This is a genomic window from Kribbella sp. NPDC054772 (assembly GCF_053611945.1).
Genome location: NZ_JBSHBJ010000034.1, coordinates 72,227 through 89,872 on the forward strand (window position 1 = coordinate 72,227; position 17,646 = coordinate 89,872).

The following is a 17,646-nucleotide window of genomic DNA, read 5'->3' on the forward strand; positions in this document are numbered from 1 at the left end:
GACGGTACGGCGGTCAGTGGCCGAAGGTGAACCAGTTGAGGTTGACGAAGTCCGCCGGTTGGCCACTGGTGAAGGTGATGTAGACGTCGTGCGTTCCGGTCACCGCCGACATGTTGGCGGGAACGGTGCGCCACGACTGCCAGCCGCCGGTGTTGCCGATCGCGAAGCTGCCGATCGGCGCGTTGCTCCGGCTGTCCAGCCGTACTTCGACCAGCCCGCTGACCCCACCCGCGGCCCCGGAGGCGACCCGGGCCACGAACTGCGTGGCCGCCGTACTGCCGAAGTTGATGCCGCGGTAGAGCGCCCAGTCACCGTTGCCGACCTGCTTCAGGTTCTGGCCGCCGCCGGTGTCGGTCGTGGTCTCCAGGCCCACGCCCGACTGCTGGCCGTACGACTCCGCCTGCAACGTGCTGTACGCCGACGTGCTGCCTGGCGGGGGAGTCGTCGTACCGCCGCCCTTCGTCGACACCGCCACGTAGTCGACGACCATCGGATGGCCCGGCACCGTCGACGCGCGCGGGGTCGGACCGTTGAGCGCGTCCGGGAACGCGCCACCGATCGCCAGGTTCAGCAGGACGAAGTACCCGGCGTGTGAGGTCATGTTCGACCAGGTGTCGGCCGGGAACTGGCTCTGACTGAGGACGTGGAACTGCTGACCGTCGACGTACCACCGGAGCTGGTTCGGCGAGACCGACGTGTCCCACTCGAAGCGGTACGTGTGGAAACCGGACTGGCAGGTCGAGCCGGGACAGGCACGGTTCGCGCCGAGGCCGGTGGTCTCGTTGCACGGGCCGCCGGGGTTCACGCCGCAGTGCAACACGCCCCAGACCGAGTTGATCCCGTTGACGTTCTCCATGATGTCGAACTCGCCGGTGCCCGGCCAGTTCCAGTAGTTGCCGCGGTACGGCGCTCCGAGGGCCCAGAACGCGGGCCAGTAGCCGAGCGCGGCGTCACCGGTCACGTTCGGCATCTGGATGCGGCTCTCGATCGCCAGCACCCCACCGGACGGCGGCTTGAAGTTGCTGCGCTGGCTCTCGATCCGGGCCGACGTCCAGTTGCCGGCGCTGTCGCGGCGCGGCGTGATCTTCAGGTTGCCGGCGCCGTCGAGAGCGAGGTTGTCCGGGCTGTTGGTGTAGTTCTGGATCTCACCGGTACCCCAGTTCGCGGGGCCGCCCGGGTAGCCGTGCCCGGTGTCGATGATCCAGTTGGAGCCCGACGGCAAGGTGCCGCTGGGCCCGTCGAAGTCGTCGCTCCACACCGTCGTCCACCCGGTGGCGGGCGGCGGCACGCTGGCGTACGCGAGTGGTACGACGGCCAGCAACGGCGCGAGCAGTGCGATCACAAAGGGGCGGGTACGCATGCGGCAAATGTGAGCGCTCTCACGGCGCAGTGTCAACACCTCGTCACACCTGGCTGTTTATGCGCCGCGGCCGGCTGGTACGTCGCGTCCTCGCCGATCGCCGCCTGCCCGCTGTTGCGGTGCCCGCGCCCCGTCGGCCGCCGGTACGGCGGAACTCGGCTGCACGTGCCGGCTCTGCGGGATGCCGCGGATGTACAGCACCGGCCGCATGTCCCGCGGCGTGATCGTCGCGGGTGCGGCGTCCCGGACGATCGGCTTGGCGTGGAAGGCGATCCCGACCGCGGCCGCGTCGATCATGTCCAGGTCGTTCGCGCCGTCGCCGATCGCGATCGTCCGGTCCATCGGGATGTTCGCCCGGTCCGCGAACTCGCGCAGCTTCGTCGCCTTGGCCGCGCGGTCGATCACCGGTCCGGTCACCCGTCCGGTGAGCTTGCCGTCGACAACCTCCAGCGTGTTCGCGGCGGTGTACTGCCGCTTGATGCCGTACTCGTCCGCGAGCCGGTCGGTGATCTGCGTGAACCCGCCACTGATCAACCCGATCTCGTCACCGGCCTCCTGCGCCGTCATCACCATGATCGGGACACCCGGCGTGAGCTGGATCTTGTCGTAGACCCGGTCGAACGCGCCCTCGTGCAGCCCTTCGAGCAGCGCGACCCGCTCGTGCAGGGACTCCTCGAAGTCGAGCTCGCCGGCCATCGCGCGCGCCGTGACTTCCTTGACCCGGTCCTCGGTGCCCGCCTCGGCGGCCAGCAGTTCGATCACTTCGTTCTGGATGAACGTCTGGTCGACGTCCAGCACGATCAGGTGCCGCCCGCTCGGTGCACCCGGCTGGACGGCGATATCGGTCCCCTCCAGATCGGGCAGTCCGCGCAGCAACCGACGTACCGTCTTGGCGTCCACGCCCGACACATCGAGCTGGTACGCCGCATTGTCGGCCGCGAGGGACTCGATCCGTTCGAACTGTCCACCCGCGCCGGCGAGCTGTCCGGTGATCGCGGCGACGCCCGCGGGGCTCAGCTGTTCGCCGAAGACGGTCACCCGACTGCGGTCCGTCGGCACGTCTTTCGCGGTGTCGCCGTCCGAGACGACGACCGTGAAGTCCGGTCCCAGCTCTAGGCGATCCAGGGCACCTTGCAGCCGGTCGGCGGCGTCCTCGACCTGCAGGCTGAACATCAGCCGGTCGCCGACCGCCATGTGGTTGATTCCGGCCGGGGTCAAACCCTCGTCCGTGAAGGCCTTCACCACGGCCGACGGGACCATCGGCTGGTTCGGACCGGTGACGGTGACCAGCTTCGGTCGGCGATCGACGGGTTGCTCGATGGTCACGATCACGGATCGTATTGGCGCCCTGGGGTCAGGCCGGGTTGTCGGCGTCGGCCGCTTCTACTTCTTCGCGCGAGATGCCGAGCAGGTACAGGATCGTGTCGAGGTACGGGACGCTCAGATGCGTGTCGGCGGCGGCCCGGACGACCGGCTTGGCGTTGAACGCGACGCCGAGCCCGGCGGCGGCCAGCATGTCGAGATCGTTCGCGCCGTCGCCGATCGCCACCGTCTGGCTGATCGGGGTCCCGGCGCGCCGCGCGAACTCACGGAGCGCGGTCGCCTTGCCCGCCCGGTCGACGATCTCGCCGACGACCCGTCCGGTGAGCCTGCCGTCCGCGATCTCGAGCTCGTTCGCCTTCGCGTAGTCGATACCGAGGTCGGCGGCGAGCTTGTCGGTGATCTGGCTGAACCCACCGCTGACGATCGCGAACTGGTACCCGAGCCGCTTCAGCGTCCGGACCAAGGTCCGCGCACCCGGCGCCAGCTCGATCGCGGCGAACACCTCGTCGAGCGCGGTCACCGGCAGTCCCTCGAGCGCCGCGACCCGGTGCCGCAACGACTCGGCGAAGTCCAGCTCGCCCCGCATCGCCTGCTCGGTGACCGCGGCGACCTCGTCCAGCCGGCCCGCGTGCGCCGCGAGCATCTCGATCACCTCGCCCTGGATCAGGGTCGAGTCGACGTCCATCACGATCAACCGCTTGGCCCGCCGGTACAGCCCGCCGTCCTGGACCGCGACGTCGAGCCGCTGCCGGACCCCTTCCTGGGCGAGCACCTTCCGCAACCCCTCCGGATCCGCGCCCGAGACGGCGATCTCCATGGCGGTCACGGGGTACCGCGCCATCCGGCTGATCCGGTCGATGTTCGCACCGGTGTCGGCGATCCGGCCGGCGATCGCGGCCAGGCCGGCGGCGGACAACGGGTGCCCGATCACCGTCACCTGGCTGCGGCCCTGGCGCCGCGGCTCGTTGTCGCCGACACCCTTCTTCACCGAGATGTCGACGTCGAGGACGTCGGCGAGAGCCTTCAGTTCGTCCTTCAGGTCCTTGTGATCGCGCGGCGCGGACAGCAGTACGCCGAGCACCAGCCGGCCCCGCAGCACCACCTGCTCGGCATCGATCACCTCGAGCCCGCGGGTTGCGAGCGTCCCGAGCACCGCCGAGGTCAGCCCCGGCCGGTCGGTCCCCGTCAACGTCACCAGCAGCGTCGGCCGCTCAGCCGCCGCGATCTCAACCTCACCAAGATCAGTCATCGCACCCCGAACGCTACCCACATGAGATGCCGTCCCGCCCACTGGTCCAGATCCCAAGCGCATCCACTGGATGTCTGAGGCGCGATGGTTGGTGTGTCAGGCGTGGATGGGTGGTGCGCAGGCTGCGACCAGGGCCCGTCGGGCCGCGGCTGCCAGCTCGAGCAGCGCTCGGCGTCGCGCGTCGGCCTCCGCTCCGGTGACCGCCGCACCGTCGTCCTCGAGCGCCGCATCCGCAATCGCGAGACAACGCCGCGCCGTCGCAGCCGCCTTCACAGCCCGCGGTTCGTAGCCGGGGGCAAGGTCGTCGCCACGACCCCGTCCGATCTTGCGAATGTCGATCAGCGCGTCCGCGACCTCCGGCTTCCAGCGCGCGACATCCAGCGCCGCGAGCGACTCGGCCGCGTCGATCAACGCCAGCCGCAATCCACGATCCGCCTCGCCGAAATCAGCCGGCATCGGGCTCGCGGCAGCCATCACGGTCCACTGCACCGCGGGACCGACGTACGACGGAACCAGCCCGATCTCCGGCCCGGTCAGTACGACGGCCTCACCCGTTTCGAGCGCGGCCTCGTTGAACGCGGGCGGCCCGGCCAGCCCGATCGGATCGCCGGGAACCGGCAGTGCGAGATGCGCCTGCGTCGTACCCGCGGCGCGCAACAGATTCAGCGCCACCGGCAGCGTCGCCGGCTCCGGATGACCGGCCAGGCCCGCGACGTGATGACCGACGTCGTCACCGAGGATCTTCAGCGCGGCGGTGTCGGGGTCACAGGCGCCGGTCAGCATCGTGTTCGTCCACACGGTGAACCGGAGCGAGGCGGAGGTCGTCAACACGACCGCAAGTCTCTCACCACCCGGAGACAGGCCGCCGACGGCGACCCCTTAGGTTTTGCTGCATGACTGCAGTGGTGGAGCTGGCCGGCGCGACGGTCGTCCGTGGGGACGCGCGTCTGCTCGACGGGATCGACTGGACGATCGACGAGACCGACCGGTGGGTGGTGATCGGGCCCAACGGTGCCGGCAAGACGACGCTGCTGCAGATCCTCGCGGCCCAACTGCACCCGACGTACGGCGTCGCCGGCCTCCTCGGCGAGGTACTCGGCGCGGTCGACGTCTTCGAGCTCCGCCCCCGCATCGGACTCACCAGCGCCGCACTGGCCGACCGCTTGCCGAAGAGCGAGCGCGTCTCGGACGTGGTGGTCTCCGCGTCGTACGCCGTACTCGGCCGCTGGATCGAGGAGTACGACGACCTCGACCACCAACGCGCCGCCGCACTGCTCGCCGAGCTCGGGATCGCGCATCTGCAGGACCGTACGTTCGGCACTTTGTCCGAGGGCGAACGCAAGCGCGTCCAGATCGCCCGCGCGCTGATGACCGACCCCGAACTGATGCTCATGGACGAACCCGCCGCCGGCCTCGACCTCACCGGCCGCGAACAACTCGTCCGCTCCCTCAGCTCGATCGCCACCGCCCCCGGCGCCCCCGCGATGGTCCTCGTCACCCACCACGTCGAGGAAATCCCACCCGGCTTCACCCACGCCCTCCTCCTCAAACAAGGCCGAGTAGTCGCCGCCGGCCCCATGAACGAGGCCCTCACCGCAGCCACCCTCAGCGAAACCTTCGACCTCCCCCTGACCCTCACCCACCAAAACGCCCGCTACACAGCCCAAGCCCTCTAACTCCCACCCCGCGCGGTGGGGTGGGAGCGGGGGAAGGGGGGAGCGGGGAGGGGGTGGGGCGCGTCCAACATCTGCTGGAAGCCCCCAACGTGGATAGGCTTGGGAAATGATGGATTGGCTGCGGGACAACATCTGGGCGGCGTGGTTGACGATCGCCGCCGTCCTCGGTCTGGCCGAGCTGGCCTCGCTCGACTTCACGCTGCTGATGCTGGCCGCCGGCGCGCTCACCGCCGCGGGCGTCGCGGCGTTCTTCCCGGGCCTGCTCTGGCTGCAGATCGTCGTCGCGCTGATCACCGCCGGCGCGATGCTGGCCGCGATCCGTCCGTTGCTGGTCCGCAAGATCCATCACGGCACCGAACTGAAGACCGGCTCCGCCCACGTCATCGGCCGCAACGGCACCGTGGTCAAGGAGATCCACCCCGACGGCGGCGGCTCCGTCCGCCTCAACGGCGAACTCTGGACCGCCCGCCCGTACGACGAGGTCTCCACCATCCCACCCGGCACCCGCGTCGAGGTGATGTCGATCGACGGCGCAACCGCAGTCGTCTACCCCGTCGCCGAACCCCTCCACCACCAACTCGACACCGACCCCCCAAACCCAACAGACCCACCCCAGCCCTAACCCCCGTCCCGAACCCGCCAACACACGCCCCACCAGCAACCACACGAGCCGAGACCCTCGGCACGAACCGCGCAGCAGGCGGCCTGCGGCGAGGTGCGCCAGCGGGGTGCTCGGCAGGAGAAGTACGGCGGGAGCGTGCGGCGCGAGGGCGTGGGGCGTCCGGCACAAGGGGTACGGCGCGATTGCGCGAGGGCGCAGGCTTACGGCACGAGGGGGTACGGCGCGATTGCGCGGGGCCGGCGGGGCGAACGGCTCGAGTGGTACGGCGGGAGTGCCGCGGGGCGAACGGCGCGGCGTGAGGTGCTCGCCACGGAGCACGCGGGAGCCGGCGTACAGAGGGCGCGTGCGGCGCGCGACCTGCGCGGCGGCGAGCGGTTGTAAGCACGCGGCGGGAGGTGCTTACGCGTCGCGGGTGATGTGCGCGCGGGGCGTTTGCGGCTGTTCAGGGAGTGGCGCGTGCGGAGCGGTTTGCTGTGCGACGGGTGGGTGTGTCGGTGGGCTGGGACATGTTGTCGGGGGTGGGGACCTGAATAGCAGGTCCCGAGGCCCGAGTGCGGGTCTCAGGTCCCGCCGTACGACCTGCAGAGGCAAAACTGAAGTGGGGTGGTTGCCAGCGTGCTGGCGTGTTTTCGGCTTGGGCGTGCGCTGGCGGCGGCTGGAGCACGCGGGCGGATATCCGCTGGTGGTGGGGGTTCTCTGTTGGTGTGAGAGGGGAGGACCCCCGAGTCGAGGGGTTATCCGTTCTTGTGGTGGGCGGGCGCGGGGTTGGGGAGGCGGGGAAGAGCGCGCGGTTCGGTGGGGGAGGGCGGGTGAAAGCGGGGCGGTTGAGTGGGGCCGGGGGCGCAGTAGTGTCGGTTGTATCGGTGGTGTGGGGTTTGCCTGCGGGGTCAGGTAGGCGACGCGCCGGGAACCGGGAGGTCGGATGGCCCGTCCATAGGAAAGACTGTCCGTCCTGAGGGTTCTGTCGAGCTGGAGGGTCGAAGTGACCGCGTTCCTTGTAGTGCTGGCATTGGTCGCCTTACTGGTGATCGTCACACTGATCAAGTCTGTCCGGGTGGTGCAGCAGCAGACCGTCGGGATCGTCGAACGGTTCGGGAAGTTCAAGACCGGGTTGCAGCCGGGTCTGAACCTGCTGACCCCGTTCGTCGACAAGGTCCGCTACACCATCGACATGCGCGAGCAGGTCGTCGCGTTCCCGCCGCAGGGCGTGATCACCGAGGACAACCTGATGGTGTCGATCGACTCGGTCATCTACTTCCAGGTGAACGACCCGGTCCGGGCGACGTACGAGATCTCGAACTACATCCAGGCGATCGAGCAGCTGACCATGACCACGCTGCGGAACATCATCGGTGGCATGGACCTGGAGCAGACGCTGACGTCGCGTGAGGAGATCAACGAGAAGCTCCGGTACGTGCTGGACGAGGCCACCGGCAAGTGGGGCATCCGGGTGAACCGGGTCGAGCTGCGCTCGATCGACCCGCCGCCGTCGATCCAGGACTCGATGGAGAAGCAGATGCGCGCGGACCGTGACAAGCGCGCCGCGATCCTCACCGCGGAAGGTATGCGGCAGTCCGCCGTACTATCGGCCGAAGGTCAGAAGCAGTCCGCGATCCTCACCGCAGAAGGTGACAAGCAGTCCCGGATTCTCCGCGCCGAGGCCGAGCGGCAGGCGCGGATCCTGAAGGCGCAGGGTGAGGCGCAGGCCATCACCACGGTGTTCAACGCGATCCACGCCGGCAAGCCGGACCAGGGCCTGCTCGCGTACCAGTACCTCCAGATGCTGCCGTCGATCGCCCAGGGCGACGCGAACAAGCTGTGGATCGTGCCGAGCGAGATCGGCGACGCGCTCAAGGGTCTGGGCAGCGCGGTCGGCCAGGTGGCCGGCATCGCGCAGAAGGCCGAGGGCGACTGGCAGGCGCCCGAGCTGCAGAACGGCGAGGTGCCCGAGCTGGACGCCGCAGGTGTCGGCAACGGCTCGGGTGGGGCCGCGGTGGCCGAGGCCGACAACGCGGTCCGCGAGGCGATCGCGGCGGCCGAGTCCGCCGCGGTGAACAGCCGCAGCCAGGCTCCGTCCACACCGGCCGTCCCGCCGCCGGCTCCGGGCCAGGACCTGCCCCCGCAGGAGCCGCCGGCCGCCGAGCCGCCGCAGCGCTGACATCCACCCCACAGCACAAGCAGGTACGCCGACCCGCTGCACAGCCGACTGAGCCGAGCCGCGGCAACGCCGAGAAAGCTGACGAGGCCTCCCCGGATCATCCCGGGGAGGCCTCGCTGTGTGTTGTCGATTGACGACGGGTCGATCGCATACTGTCTTCTCAACGGACGGACCGGTGAGCGGGAACCGGGATCAGGTGCGTAAAGTCAGTCAGCGATGACATGGTTCGAGGCGCTGTTCGTCCTGGTGGCGGGGATGGGCGCAGGCACGATCAACGCCGTGGTGGGGTCGGGCACGCTGCTCACGTTCCCCGCGCTGCTCGCCGTCGGTATCCCGCCGGTGCTCGCGAACGTCAGCAACACGGTCGGCCTCGCACCGGGTACGGCGGCGGGTGCGATCGGTTACCGCCGCGAGCTCGAAGGTCAGCGCGGCCGGATGCTGCGGCTGATCCCGGCGTCACTGGCCGGCGGCATCGTCGGGGGAGTGCTGCTGCTGACGCTGCCCGATTCCGCGTTCCACGCCGTCGTACCGGTCCTGATCCTGCTCGGCTGTCTGCTCGTCGCGTTCCAGCCCTGGCTGTCGAAGTGGATCAGCGCCCCGGCGCACCTGCACCGCGGCGCCTGGTGGGTGATTCCCGCGGTCTTCGCCACCGGTGTCTACGGCGGGTACTTCGGTGCCGCGCAGGGCGTCCTGTTGATGGCCATCCTCGGCCTCGGACTGGACTCCAACCTGCAGCGGATGAACGGCCTGAAGAACGTCCTGGCCACGGTGGTGAACTCGGTCGCCGCGATCCTGTTCATCGCCGTCCATGACATCGACTGGCTCGCCGCGGCGCTGATCGCCGTCGGCTCCACGATCGGCGGTTTCATCGGCGCCCGCTACGGCCGCCGCCTGCCCCCGATCGCACTCCGGGCCCTGATCGTCTGCATCGGCATCCTCGCCATCGTCACGATGGTGTTCTGACAGCAAGACCAGCCAAGCCAGCAAGCAGCAGGTCGAGCCCGTAGTCGAACTGCTCGTCGCCGCCGGTGGTCCGCGCCAGCTCCGGCGCCAGCTCGACCACCGACGGGAACTCCCGCGCCGACAGCGACTCCATCGACGCCCGCAAGCGCCGCCACGCCTCAGGGTCCCGGCGTTCCGCCGCCATCTGGATCTCCCACGACGTCGACCCCAGCACGTACGTGAACAACGTCGTATGCGTCCGCGTAGCCGTCTCCGGGTCGAACCCAGCAGCCCGCAGTACGCCGAGCAACCCCTCGGCGACCCGCGCGGTCTCGTGCCCGCTCAGCGGCCGTCCCGCGAGTAGTTGTGCGAGGCAAGGGTGCTGGAGCATTAGCAGCCGCAACGACCGGCACACCGCCCGCACCTGGTCCGGCCACGCCGCTTCGGACGGTACGGCGGGCAGCAGCGCCATCAGGTGGTCGCGCACAGCGTCGTACAGATCGTCCTTGTTCCGGAAGTACGTGTAGAGCGCCATCGGGCCGACGCCGAGCTCGGCGGCGACGCCACGCAGGCTGAACGCGTCGGTGCCCTTCGCCTCCATCAGTTCCAGTGCGGTGCGCACGATCAGGTCGGCGCTCAGGGTGTTCCGCGGCGTCCGCGCCATGTGACCCAACTCCCTTCGATCGTCCTAACGTACAGTGTATAGTACGGTGTATGCGAGCCATTCAGATCACCGAATTCGGCGGACCCGAGGTCCTGAAGATCAGCGATGTCCCGGAGCCGGTCGCCGGCGACGGCCAGGTGCTGATCGCGGTCGACCGCGCGGGCATCAACTACGCGGACACCCACCAGGTCGAGAACAGCTACCTGTCGAAGACGGAGTTGCCGCTGATCCCGGGTGGTGAGGTTGTCGGGCGCACCGCGGACGGCCGCCGCGTCGTCGCGCTCGTGGGCTCCGGTGGGTACGCCGAGCAGACCGTCGCGCACGCGCCGTACGCATGGGACGTGCCGGACGGCGTGACCGACGGTCAGGCGCTCGCCCTCGTACTGCAAGGCACCACCGCGTGGCACCTCCTGAAGACCTCCACGAACCTCCAGCAGGGAGAGTCCGTACTCGTGCACGCCGGGGCCGGCGGTGTCGGCTCACTGGCCGTGCAACTCGCCAAGCACTGGGGCGCCGGCCGCGTGATCGCGACCGCCTCCACCGAGGAGAAGCGTAAGCAGGTCCTGGACCTCGGTGCGGACGCCGCCATCGACGGTACGCCGGAAGGCCTGAAGGACCGCATCCTCGCAGCGAACGGCGGCAAGCCGGTCGACATCGTGCTCGAGATGGTCGGCGGACCGACCTTCGACGAGTCGTTCGCGGCACTCGCGCGGTTCGGCCGACTGGTCACCTTCGGCGCCGCGTCCCGGGAGCAGGCCGCGCCGATCGACCCGAGCCGATTGATGAAGGGCTCGAAGACCATCGCCGGCTTCTGGCTCGCCGACTGCTTCGCCAACCCGGCGCTGCTCGGCGGCCCGCTCGCCGAACTGTTCGACCTGACCGCGAACGGCATGCTCCGCCCGATCGTCGGTGGCGAGTACGCGCTGTCCGAGGTCGCCACCGCCCACGAAGACATGCGAGCCCGCCGCACCGTCGGCAAGCTCCTGCTCGACCCCACTCGCTAGGAGAAAACCAGCTATGACGATCGCTGTTGAGAAGGTTCTGTACACCGCCCGCGCCACCGCCGACGGCGGCCGTGACGGCAAGGTCGCCACGAGCGACGGCAAGCTCGACGTCGTGGTCGCGCCGCCGGCCGAGATGGGTGGCACCGGCAACGGCACCAACCCCGAGCAGTTGTTCGCGGCCGGTTACGCGGCCTGCTTCCACAGTGCGCTGAAGGTCGTGGCACGCAAGGCCCGTCTGGACGTTGAGGGTTCGACGGTGACCGCGGAGGTCGGCATCGGCCCGATCAATGGCGGCGCCGGCTACGGCCTCGAGGTCGCGCTGGTCGTCAGCCTGCCCGGCCTGGAGCGTCCGGTCGCCGAGGACCTCGTCGCCAAGGCCCACGAGGTCTGCCCGTACTCGAACGCCACCCGCGGCAACATCAAGGTCGACCTCAAGGTCGCTTAACAACTCAGAGCTGCGCGAGGGCCTCTTTCAGGAGGCCCTCGGTCGCGGACACCGGCGCCGCCGAGATCGTCAGGCCTTCCATGATCGCGACGTACTCGTCGACCTCTTCGAGCTTGTCCAGGTACAGCGCGCTCGCGGCGTGCTCGATGTAGACGATGTCCGGCAGGTCGTCGTCCGGGAACCGCAGCAGGCTGAACGCGCCGCCCGCTCCGGCGTACCCGACGCTGCTGAACGGCATCACCTGCAAGGTGATGTTCGGCTGCTGCGACCACATGATCAGATGCTCGATCTGCGCCTGTAGTACGCGCTTTCCACCGACCGGCCGGTGCAGGACCGACTCGTCGATGACCACCCAGAGCCGGGCCGGGTTCGCCCGGGTCAGGATCTGCTGCCGGGTGACCCGGAGCTCGACCCGCTGGTCGACTTCCTGGTTCTCCAGGAACGGCTGCTTCCCGAGCTGGACCATCGCCCGCGCGTACTCCTCGGTCTGCAGCAGACCGGGCACGAACATCACCTCGTACGTGCGGATCAGCGCCGCGGCGACCTCGAGACCGACGTAGTTCGCGAACCAGCTCGGCATCACGTCGCCGTACCGGGACCACCAGCCCGGGTTGTTGGCGGCCCGGGCCAGCTCCATCAACCGGTCGCGTTCCGGGTCGTCGTCCATGCCGTAGAGCTCGAGCAGATCGCTGACATCGCGTTCCTTGAACCCGACCCGGCCGAGCTCCATCCTGCTGACCTTGGACTCCGACGCCCGGATCTGCCAGCCCGCGTCGGCACGACTGATCCCGGCGGACTCACGCATCCGCCGCAGCTGCCCACCGAGCATGATCCGGAGCGCGGTCGGCCCACCATCGCCGCCACTCACCGTGCTCTGCTCACTCACCCTGATCCACGCCCAGCCACGCACCCATTTCAGCCCGGGATGCTACCGCCTGTCCACGGGTATCGCGCGATCGGCACTCCGGGGAGTGAGATGGCCCACGTGTCTGACGAGGAAGCGAGCGTCCCGGTCGACGCCCTGGACGGCCGCCGAGGCGATCGCGTACTGGAAGTCCAGCCCGAGGAAGTACAGCCCGGGTACGTCGCTCGACACGCCCCGCTCGTGGCGCGGACGACCGTTCTCGTCGAACACCGGCAGGTCGATCCAACTGTGGTCCGGATCGGAACCCGTGCACCACACCACCGACCGCACGTCGTCGAGTACGTCGCCCTCCGCGGTCACCGGCCAGCCGTCGCGCACGCCCTCGATCCGCCCGATCCGTTCGATGCCGGCCGCGTCGAGATGCTCGAGTTTGTTCCGCGTCAACGGCGGCCCGTTCCGAACCGCGTTGGCGATCGCCTTGCGGCCCATCGGCGTACGTCGGGTGAGGACGTACTTGAACAGGAACATCACGACCGGGGTGAAGAGGTGCCCGACGGTCGAGTCGATGTCGACCGGCACCTGGCCCGGGTGCCTGCCGGCGAGCAAGGTCTTGTGCGTGCCGACGGCTTCCAGTGCGATATCGGTTCCAGAGTTGGCCGCACCAACGATTAGCACCGTCCCGTCCGCAAGCTGATCGGTGTTCCGGTAGTCCAGCGAGTGCACTTGCCGGATCGAGGGATCGAGCTCGTCGGCGAACGCGGGCCGGCGCGCGACGCTGTGCATCCCGGCCGCCACGACGACTTGCTCGGCGCGCCAGTCGCCGGCGGTCGTCTCCACCACGAACCCGTCGTCGTCGCGGGTCAACCGGGTCACGTGCACGCCGGTGCGCACGGGCAGCTCGTGATGAGCCGCGTACTGCTCGAGGTAGTCCGCCATCTCGTCGCGGTTCGGGCAGTCCCGGGTGCCGATCCGGAGCCCCGGCAGACTCGAGTACCGCGGCCGGCTGAACAGCCGCAATGAGTCGTAGCGCACGCGCCAGCAGTCGCCGATCCGCTCGTGTCCGTCGAGGATCACGAAGTCCGCACCGGCTTGTCGCAGGTAGTACCCGATCGCGAGCCCGGCCTGCCCGGCTCCGATCACCACAGTCCCGACCATGTCCATAGCTCTCAAGTTAGGACCGGGAGCCGCCGCGGCACATCAACCATTCACGCCGACCGTGGCCGGAGCGTGTGGTCATTTCTGCGTATTGACGCCGTGCTGGAGCGCCCACGCGGTCGCCGCGGATCGGCTGGAGACGCGCAGCTTCCCGAAGATGTTGCTGACGTGGCGAGCAACGGTCCGCTCACTGAGGAACAGTTCGTCGGCAATCGCGCGGTTGGTGGCCCCGGTCGCGAGCACACGCAGTACTTCGACCTCTCGCGGTGTGAGCCCGGTGCCGTTGAAGGGCCGTGCGAGCTGGTCCAGTGCGGTCAGTTGCTCGATCGCGCCGAGCCGTTCGAACACGGTTCGCGCGCCGTCGAGCTCCATCTGCTCGGCGTCGTGGTCACCGAGCGCCCGGCAGGCCTGACTCACCAACAGTCGCGTCTGCGCACCTTCGAACGGCATCTCGAGCCGCTGCCACAGCGTCCACGCCCGGCGCAGCGACGGGATCGCACTCTGCGGATCACCACACGCGATCCGTGCCGCGCCCTCGCAGTACGCTGCCAAGGCCTGCAGGTACGGCGAATCCGCGCGAGCCAGCTCGTTCAACTCGGCAGCTGCCTTCCGTGCCGTCTCGCGATCGCTCGACCGGACCGCGAGCTCGACGCGGGCCGCGAGCAGCAGTGGCCGGTTCGCCGCCAACGCGTCCTCGGCCAGCGCCCGCTCAAGGCCCGCGATCGCCACATCCACCCGGCCCTGCCATGCTCGCAGCAGCGCGAGCCCGGGCTGGACATCCATCCCGTCGGCCGCCGCCTCGAGGTACGCGCGCTCCGCGGCGGCGTACCGGCCACGTTGCCGCTCGACCTCCGCGAGCCGGTACCACGCCGAGCCGACAGTGCCCGCCGACAACCTGCGGCAGGCCTCCTCGGCCACGTCGGCCGCAGCCGACCAGGCGCCGCGGAGCTGCAGGATCTGCGCGCGGTGCACCAGGCACGCGCCGCGGTACGGGACCAGGCCGGACTGCTGGTCGCACCAGCCGGTCAGCGCCTTCGTCCATTCCTGGGCGCGGCGGAAGTCGTACAGGTTCATGCATACGGCGATCACCGAGCAGTACGCCATCCCGGCGACCTCGGGACCGACCTGACTGGCCGTGACGTGGACCATCGCCTCGTCGAGCGCCTTGAGGGCCTCGGCGCCGCGGCCGAGCATCACGAGGCAGTTCCCGCGGCCGAGCGCGGCCAGCACGATCGCGTCCGGCTCCTCCGCCCACGCCATGTTCTGCTCGAACAAGGGCAGCGCGGTCGCGGCATCACCGGAGTTCATCAGCAACGCAGCGCCGGCCATCGCGACGAGCCCACTGAGTTGTGGACTGCCGTCCGGGATCAGCCGCTCGATCCGCGCCTGCCAGCCCGCCGCTCGGGCGAGCTCGCCGCGCTGCTGGAGGTGGAACCCGAGCCAGAAGCCGCTGCGGATCGCCGCCACCACGTCACCCTGCGCGAGATGCTCGGCATGCGCCCGTTCGCGGTACGCCGCGACCTCGTCGTCGTGACCGAGGACGAAGGCGGCGACCGCGAGCCGGTCCAGATCCGCGGGCGGCAGCGGGGCGCGCCGGTCGGCCGCCGTCAGCTCGGCGTACTCAGCGGGCCAATCGTGTTGCTCCATCCCCGGTCACCGTTCAGTGTTGCGCCAGATCCAGCACCGTTGCGGTCGGCAACTTGGCGAGCTCGGCGCCGTCCAGCAGCACCTTCGAGCCGCGGATGCCGCTACCGATCACCACTGGACCGGCCTGGACGACCGCATCGTCGACCAGCACCGGCCAGTCCGCGGGCAGGCCGATCGGCGTGATCCCGCCGTACTCCATGCCGGTCGTGCTGACCGCGTCATCCTGGGCGGCGAACGAGATCTTCCGTACTCCGAGGTGCTTGCGGATCACGCCGTTCACATCCGCCCGGTCGGTCGCGAGCACCAGCACCGCGGCGTACGACTCCTCGCCGGCTCGCTTGCCGAGCACGATCACACAGTTCGCCGAGGCCGCCATCGGTACGTCGTACTCCGCGCAGAACGCCGCGGTGTCGGCCAGCTCCGCGTCGATCGGGGCCGCGTACGCCGGCAGCTCACCGAGCGCGTCCCGCGTCGGCGCGGCGAGCAACTCGGGTACGTCGGCGGCCGGCTGCCAGTCGAGTTTGCCCATCACCGGCGCGGTCACTTGGGCAGCCCCACGAGGTCGGCGTACTCGGTGTGCTCCTCGAGGAAGCTCTGGTAGAACGGGCAAGCCGGCTTCACCCGCAGCCCGAGGGCGCGCGCGTCGTCGAGGGACTTCGTGGCGATCGTCCCGGCCACGCCACGGCCGCGGAAGTCCGGCAGCGTCTCGGCGTGCAGGAAGCTGATGACACCCGGGTGCAACCGGTAGTCGACGAAGCCCATCAGGTTGCCGTCGGCGTCGTGCGCCTCGTAGCGGCTGCGCTCCTTGGCGTCCACCACCGTGATCTCGTTCTCCATGCCCGCAACTGTAGCCACCGTGACCGAGGGTTTGCGGATCGTCACCCGTGGGGTACGGGCTTTGAAGGCCCAGGTTGTGGGAGGAGCACGGATGAGCGAGCACGCGTTGGAGCACGGCAAGGCGATGCGGAGTCTGGTACCGGCCCGGATGGACCGATTGCCGTGGACCCGGTTCCACTGGATGATCGTCGTCGGTCTGGGCGTCTCCTGGATCCTCGACGGCCTCGAGATCCAGCTCGTCTCGCTGGTCGGGAACGTCCTCAAGGAGCCCGAGACACTGCACCTGACCACCTCCGAGGTCGGCCTGATGGCGTCGATCTACCTGGCCGGTGAAGTGGTCGGCGCGCTGGTGTTCGGGCGGCTCACCGACCGGCTCGGGCGCCGCAGTCTGTTCATCGTCACGCTGCTGATCTACCTGATCGCGTCCGGCGCCGCCGGTCTGTCCTGGGACCTCGGATCGCTGCTGGTGTTCCGGTTCATCGCCGGAATGGGTATCGGCGGTGAGTACGCCGCGATCAACTCCGCGATCGACGAGCTGATCCCGTCCCGGTACCGCGGACGCGTCGACATCGGCGTGAACGGCACCTACTGGGGCGGTGCGCTGATCGGTTCCGCGGTCGGGCTGGTGTTCCTGGACAAGGACATCGTCCCGATCGAGTGGGGCTGGCGGCTGTGCTTCCTGATCGGCCCGGTGATGGGGCTGTTCATCATCTACCTGCGCCGGCACATCCCGGAGAGCCCGCGCTGGCTGATGACGCACGGCCGGGTCGAGGAGGCCGAGCGCACCGTCGACGACATCGAGGCGACGGTCCGGCGCCGGGGCGGCGAGTTGCGGGACGTCACCGACGACGAGGCGATCGAGGTGGTCGACTACCCGCCGGTGACGTACCGCGAGATCGCCCGGGTGATGCTGCGCGACTACCGCAGCCGCTCGTTCCTCGGCTTCTCGATGATGGTCACGCAGGCGTTCCTCTACAACGCGATCTTCTTCACCTACGCGCTGGTCCTGAAGTCGTACTTCGGCCTGAACGACTCCAGCGTCGCGCTCTACTTCTTCCCGTTCGCGATCGGCAACCTGGCCGGTCCGCTGCTGCTCGGTCACCTGTTCGACACCATCGGCCGACGGAAGATGATCCTCGGTACCTACGCGCTGTCGGCGGTCGTGCTGTTCATCACCGCGCTGCTGTTCAACGCCGGCGTACTGAACGCTGCGTCGCTGACCGGGTTGTGGTGCGTGGTGTTCTTCTTCGCCTCGGCCGGCGCCTCCTCGGCGTACCTGACGGTGAGCGAGATCTTCCCGATCGAGCTGCGCGGGCAGGCGATCTCGTTCTTCTTCGCGATCTCGCAGTTGACCGGTGGCGTGATCGCGCCGTTCCTGTTCGCCTCGCTGATCGGCAGCGGCGACAACCCGGCGCGCGGGCCGCTGACCGTCGGATACATCGTCGGCGCGGCCGTGATGCTGGCCGGCGGGCTGATCGCCTGGTTCTTCGGGGTCGACGCCGAGGGCAAGTCACTGGAGAACATCGCGACCCCGCTGTCCGCGAAGACCGGCGCCACCCGTTTCCAGGGCACGACGCCCCGGATCCCGAGCACCGATCGGCCTTCCGACCGCGAACCCTGAGAGGGGGTCTGAGGACCCTGCGCCTACTACGCGGCACTCGACGGGCACCTGCTCGCTAGGGGGCTGGGTCCTCAGACC

General features: G+C 69.3%; 17 protein-coding genes. 7 read left to right on the plus strand and 10 right to left on the minus strand.

Features of this window, described 5'->3' with window-relative positions; genetic code table 11:
- Positions 1-13: 13 nt before the first annotated feature.
- The 4 genes from ACWGID_RS34625 to ACWGID_RS34640 all read right to left on the minus strand — a co-directional run bounded on the left by ACWGID_RS34625 (position 14) and on the right by ACWGID_RS34640 (position 4,763).
- Positions 14-1,360 (minus strand): glycoside hydrolase family 16 protein, encoded by a 1,347-nt coding sequence (locus tag ACWGID_RS34625; RefSeq protein ID WP_452203556.1) that lies wholly within the window; start codon positions 1,358-1,360, stop codon positions 14-16.
- A 57-nt stretch (positions 1,361-1,417) separates the two neighbouring features.
- Complete coding sequence (gene serB, locus ACWGID_RS34630) at positions 1,418-2,686, minus strand: phosphoserine phosphatase SerB (RefSeq protein ID WP_452203557.1); 1,269 nt, start codon at positions 2,684-2,686, stop codon at positions 1,418-1,420.
- A gap of 28 nt (positions 2,687-2,714) precedes the next feature.
- Positions 2,715-3,932, minus strand: coding sequence for a phosphoserine phosphatase SerB (gene serB / locus ACWGID_RS34635; protein WP_452203558.1), 1,218 nt, complete (start codon positions 3,930-3,932; stop codon positions 2,715-2,717).
- Between the two features lie 96 nt (positions 3,933-4,028).
- Entirely contained in the window at positions 4,029-4,763 is a 735-nt protein-coding gene (locus tag ACWGID_RS34640) for a hypothetical protein (protein WP_452203559.1), read from the minus strand.
- A gap of 62 nt (positions 4,764-4,825) precedes the next feature.
- Here ACWGID_RS34640 and ACWGID_RS34645 point away from each other — a divergent pair, with 62 nt between their 5' ends.
- The 4 genes from ACWGID_RS34645 to ACWGID_RS34660 all read left to right on the plus strand — a co-directional run bounded on the left by ACWGID_RS34645 (position 4,826) and on the right by ACWGID_RS34660 (position 9,351).
- Entirely contained in the window at positions 4,826-5,608 is a 783-nt protein-coding gene (locus ACWGID_RS34645; RefSeq protein WP_452203560.1) for an ABC transporter ATP-binding protein, read from the plus strand.
- A gap of 106 nt (positions 5,609-5,714) precedes the next feature.
- Positions 5,715-6,230 carry an NfeD family protein gene (locus ACWGID_RS34650; protein WP_452203561.1) on the plus strand — a complete coding sequence of 172 codons (516 nt, stop codon included), beginning with the start codon at positions 5,715-5,717 and terminating at the stop codon, positions 6,228-6,230.
- A gap of 982 nt (positions 6,231-7,212) precedes the next feature.
- Positions 7,213-8,388 carry an SPFH domain-containing protein gene (locus ACWGID_RS34655; RefSeq protein WP_452203562.1) on the plus strand — a complete coding sequence of 392 codons (1,176 nt, stop codon included), beginning with the start codon at positions 7,213-7,215 and terminating at the stop codon, positions 8,386-8,388.
- A 216-nt stretch (positions 8,389-8,604) separates the two neighbouring features.
- Complete coding sequence (locus tag ACWGID_RS34660) at positions 8,605-9,351, plus strand: sulfite exporter TauE/SafE family protein (RefSeq protein WP_452203563.1); 747 nt, start codon at positions 8,605-8,607, stop codon at positions 9,349-9,351.
- On the opposite strand, the gene ACWGID_RS34665 is transcribed toward ACWGID_RS34660, so the two are convergent.
- Positions 9,335-9,994, minus strand: a complete 660-nt coding sequence (locus tag ACWGID_RS34665; protein ID WP_452203564.1) for a TetR/AcrR family transcriptional regulator — start codon at positions 9,992-9,994, stop codon at positions 9,335-9,337. The two genes, ACWGID_RS34660 and ACWGID_RS34665, sit on opposite strands and share 17 nt — an antisense overlap.
- A gap of 50 nt (positions 9,995-10,044) precedes the next feature.
- Here ACWGID_RS34665 and ACWGID_RS34670 point away from each other — a divergent pair, with 50 nt between their 5' ends.
- Positions 10,045-10,998 carry a quinone oxidoreductase family protein gene (locus ACWGID_RS34670; protein WP_452203565.1) on the plus strand — a complete coding sequence of 318 codons (954 nt, stop codon included), beginning with the start codon at positions 10,045-10,047 and terminating at the stop codon, positions 10,996-10,998.
- 13 nt (positions 10,999-11,011) lie between these two features.
- On the plus strand, positions 11,012-11,443 hold the full coding sequence (locus ACWGID_RS34675) for an organic hydroperoxide resistance protein (protein ID WP_452203566.1): 432 nt from the start codon (positions 11,012-11,014) through the stop codon (positions 11,441-11,443).
- A 4-nt stretch (positions 11,444-11,447) separates the two neighbouring features.
- Here ACWGID_RS34675 and ACWGID_RS34680 read toward each other — a convergent pair whose 3' ends face one another.
- From ACWGID_RS34680 to ACWGID_RS34700, 5 genes are all read right to left on the minus strand, one after another.
- A complete protein-coding gene (locus ACWGID_RS34680) occupies positions 11,448-12,272 on the minus strand; it encodes a helix-turn-helix domain-containing protein (protein ID WP_452203574.1) in 825 nt (274 codons plus the stop codon).
- Positions 12,273-12,371: 99 nt separating this feature from the next.
- Positions 12,372-13,469 (minus strand): flavin-containing monooxygenase, encoded by a 1,098-nt coding sequence (locus ACWGID_RS34685; protein ID WP_452203567.1) that lies wholly within the window; start codon positions 13,467-13,469, stop codon positions 12,372-12,374.
- A gap of 72 nt (positions 13,470-13,541) precedes the next feature.
- Positions 13,542-15,110 carry a LuxR C-terminal-related transcriptional regulator gene (locus ACWGID_RS34690; RefSeq protein WP_452203568.1) on the minus strand — a complete coding sequence of 523 codons (1,569 nt, stop codon included), beginning with the start codon at positions 15,108-15,110 and terminating at the stop codon, positions 13,542-13,544.
- Between the two features lie 13 nt (positions 15,111-15,123).
- Positions 15,124-15,654 carry a YbaK/EbsC family protein gene (locus tag ACWGID_RS34695; protein WP_452203569.1) on the minus strand — a complete coding sequence of 177 codons (531 nt, stop codon included), beginning with the start codon at positions 15,652-15,654 and terminating at the stop codon, positions 15,124-15,126.
- Complete coding sequence (locus ACWGID_RS34700; protein WP_452203570.1) at positions 15,651-15,947, minus strand: GNAT family N-acetyltransferase; 297 nt, start codon at positions 15,945-15,947, stop codon at positions 15,651-15,653. The genes ACWGID_RS34695 and ACWGID_RS34700 overlap by 4 nt, the downstream gene beginning before the upstream one ends.
- Before the next feature lie 91 nt (positions 15,948-16,038).
- On the opposite strand from ACWGID_RS34700, the gene ACWGID_RS34705 reads away from it, so the two are divergent.
- Positions 16,039-17,568, plus strand: a complete 1,530-nt coding sequence (locus ACWGID_RS34705; protein WP_452203571.1) for an MFS transporter — start codon at positions 16,039-16,041, stop codon at positions 17,566-17,568.
- Positions 17,569-17,646: the final 78 nt, after the last annotated feature.

Bases quoted from the DNA above. Each gene is read 5' to 3' on its own strand.
- ACWGID_RS34685 (WP_452203567.1), bottom strand. From the start codon at position 13,469: ATGGACATGGTCGGGACTGTGGTGATCGGAGCCGGGCAGGCCGGGCTC.
- ACWGID_RS34700 (WP_452203570.1), bottom strand. From the start codon at position 15,947: ATGGAGAACGAGATCACGGTGGTGGACGCCAAGGAGCGCAGCCGCTAC.
- ACWGID_RS34705 (WP_452203571.1), top strand. From the start codon at position 16,039: ATGAGCGAGCACGCGTTGGAGCACGGCAAGGCGATGCGGAGTCTGGTA.
- ACWGID_RS34680 (WP_452203574.1), bottom strand. From the start codon at position 12,272: ATGCTCGGTGGGCAGCTGCGGCGGATGCGTGAGTCCGCCGGGATCAGT.
- ACWGID_RS34650 (WP_452203561.1), top strand. From the start codon at position 5,715: ATGATGGATTGGCTGCGGGACAACATCTGGGCGGCGTGGTTGACGATC.
- ACWGID_RS34675 (WP_452203566.1), top strand. From the start codon at position 11,012: ATGACGATCGCTGTTGAGAAGGTTCTGTACACCGCCCGCGCCACCGCC.
- ACWGID_RS34665 (WP_452203564.1), bottom strand. From the start codon at position 9,994: ATGGCGCGGACGCCGCGGAACACCCTGAGCGCCGACCTGATCGTGCGC.
- ACWGID_RS34670 (WP_452203565.1), top strand. From the start codon at position 10,045: ATGCGAGCCATTCAGATCACCGAATTCGGCGGACCCGAGGTCCTGAAG.
- ACWGID_RS34690 (WP_452203568.1), bottom strand. From the start codon at position 15,110: ATGGAGCAACACGATTGGCCCGCTGAGTACGCCGAGCTGACGGCGGCC.
- serB (WP_452203558.1), bottom strand. From the start codon at position 3,932: ATGACTGATCTTGGTGAGGTTGAGATCGCGGCGGCTGAGCGGCCGACG.
- ACWGID_RS34645 (WP_452203560.1), top strand. From the start codon at position 4,826: ATGACTGCAGTGGTGGAGCTGGCCGGCGCGACGGTCGTCCGTGGGGAC.
- ACWGID_RS34660 (WP_452203563.1), top strand. From the start codon at position 8,605: ATGACATGGTTCGAGGCGCTGTTCGTCCTGGTGGCGGGGATGGGCGCA.
- ACWGID_RS34625 (WP_452203556.1), bottom strand. From the start codon at position 1,360: ATGCGTACCCGCCCCTTTGTGATCGCACTGCTCGCGCCGTTGCTGGCC.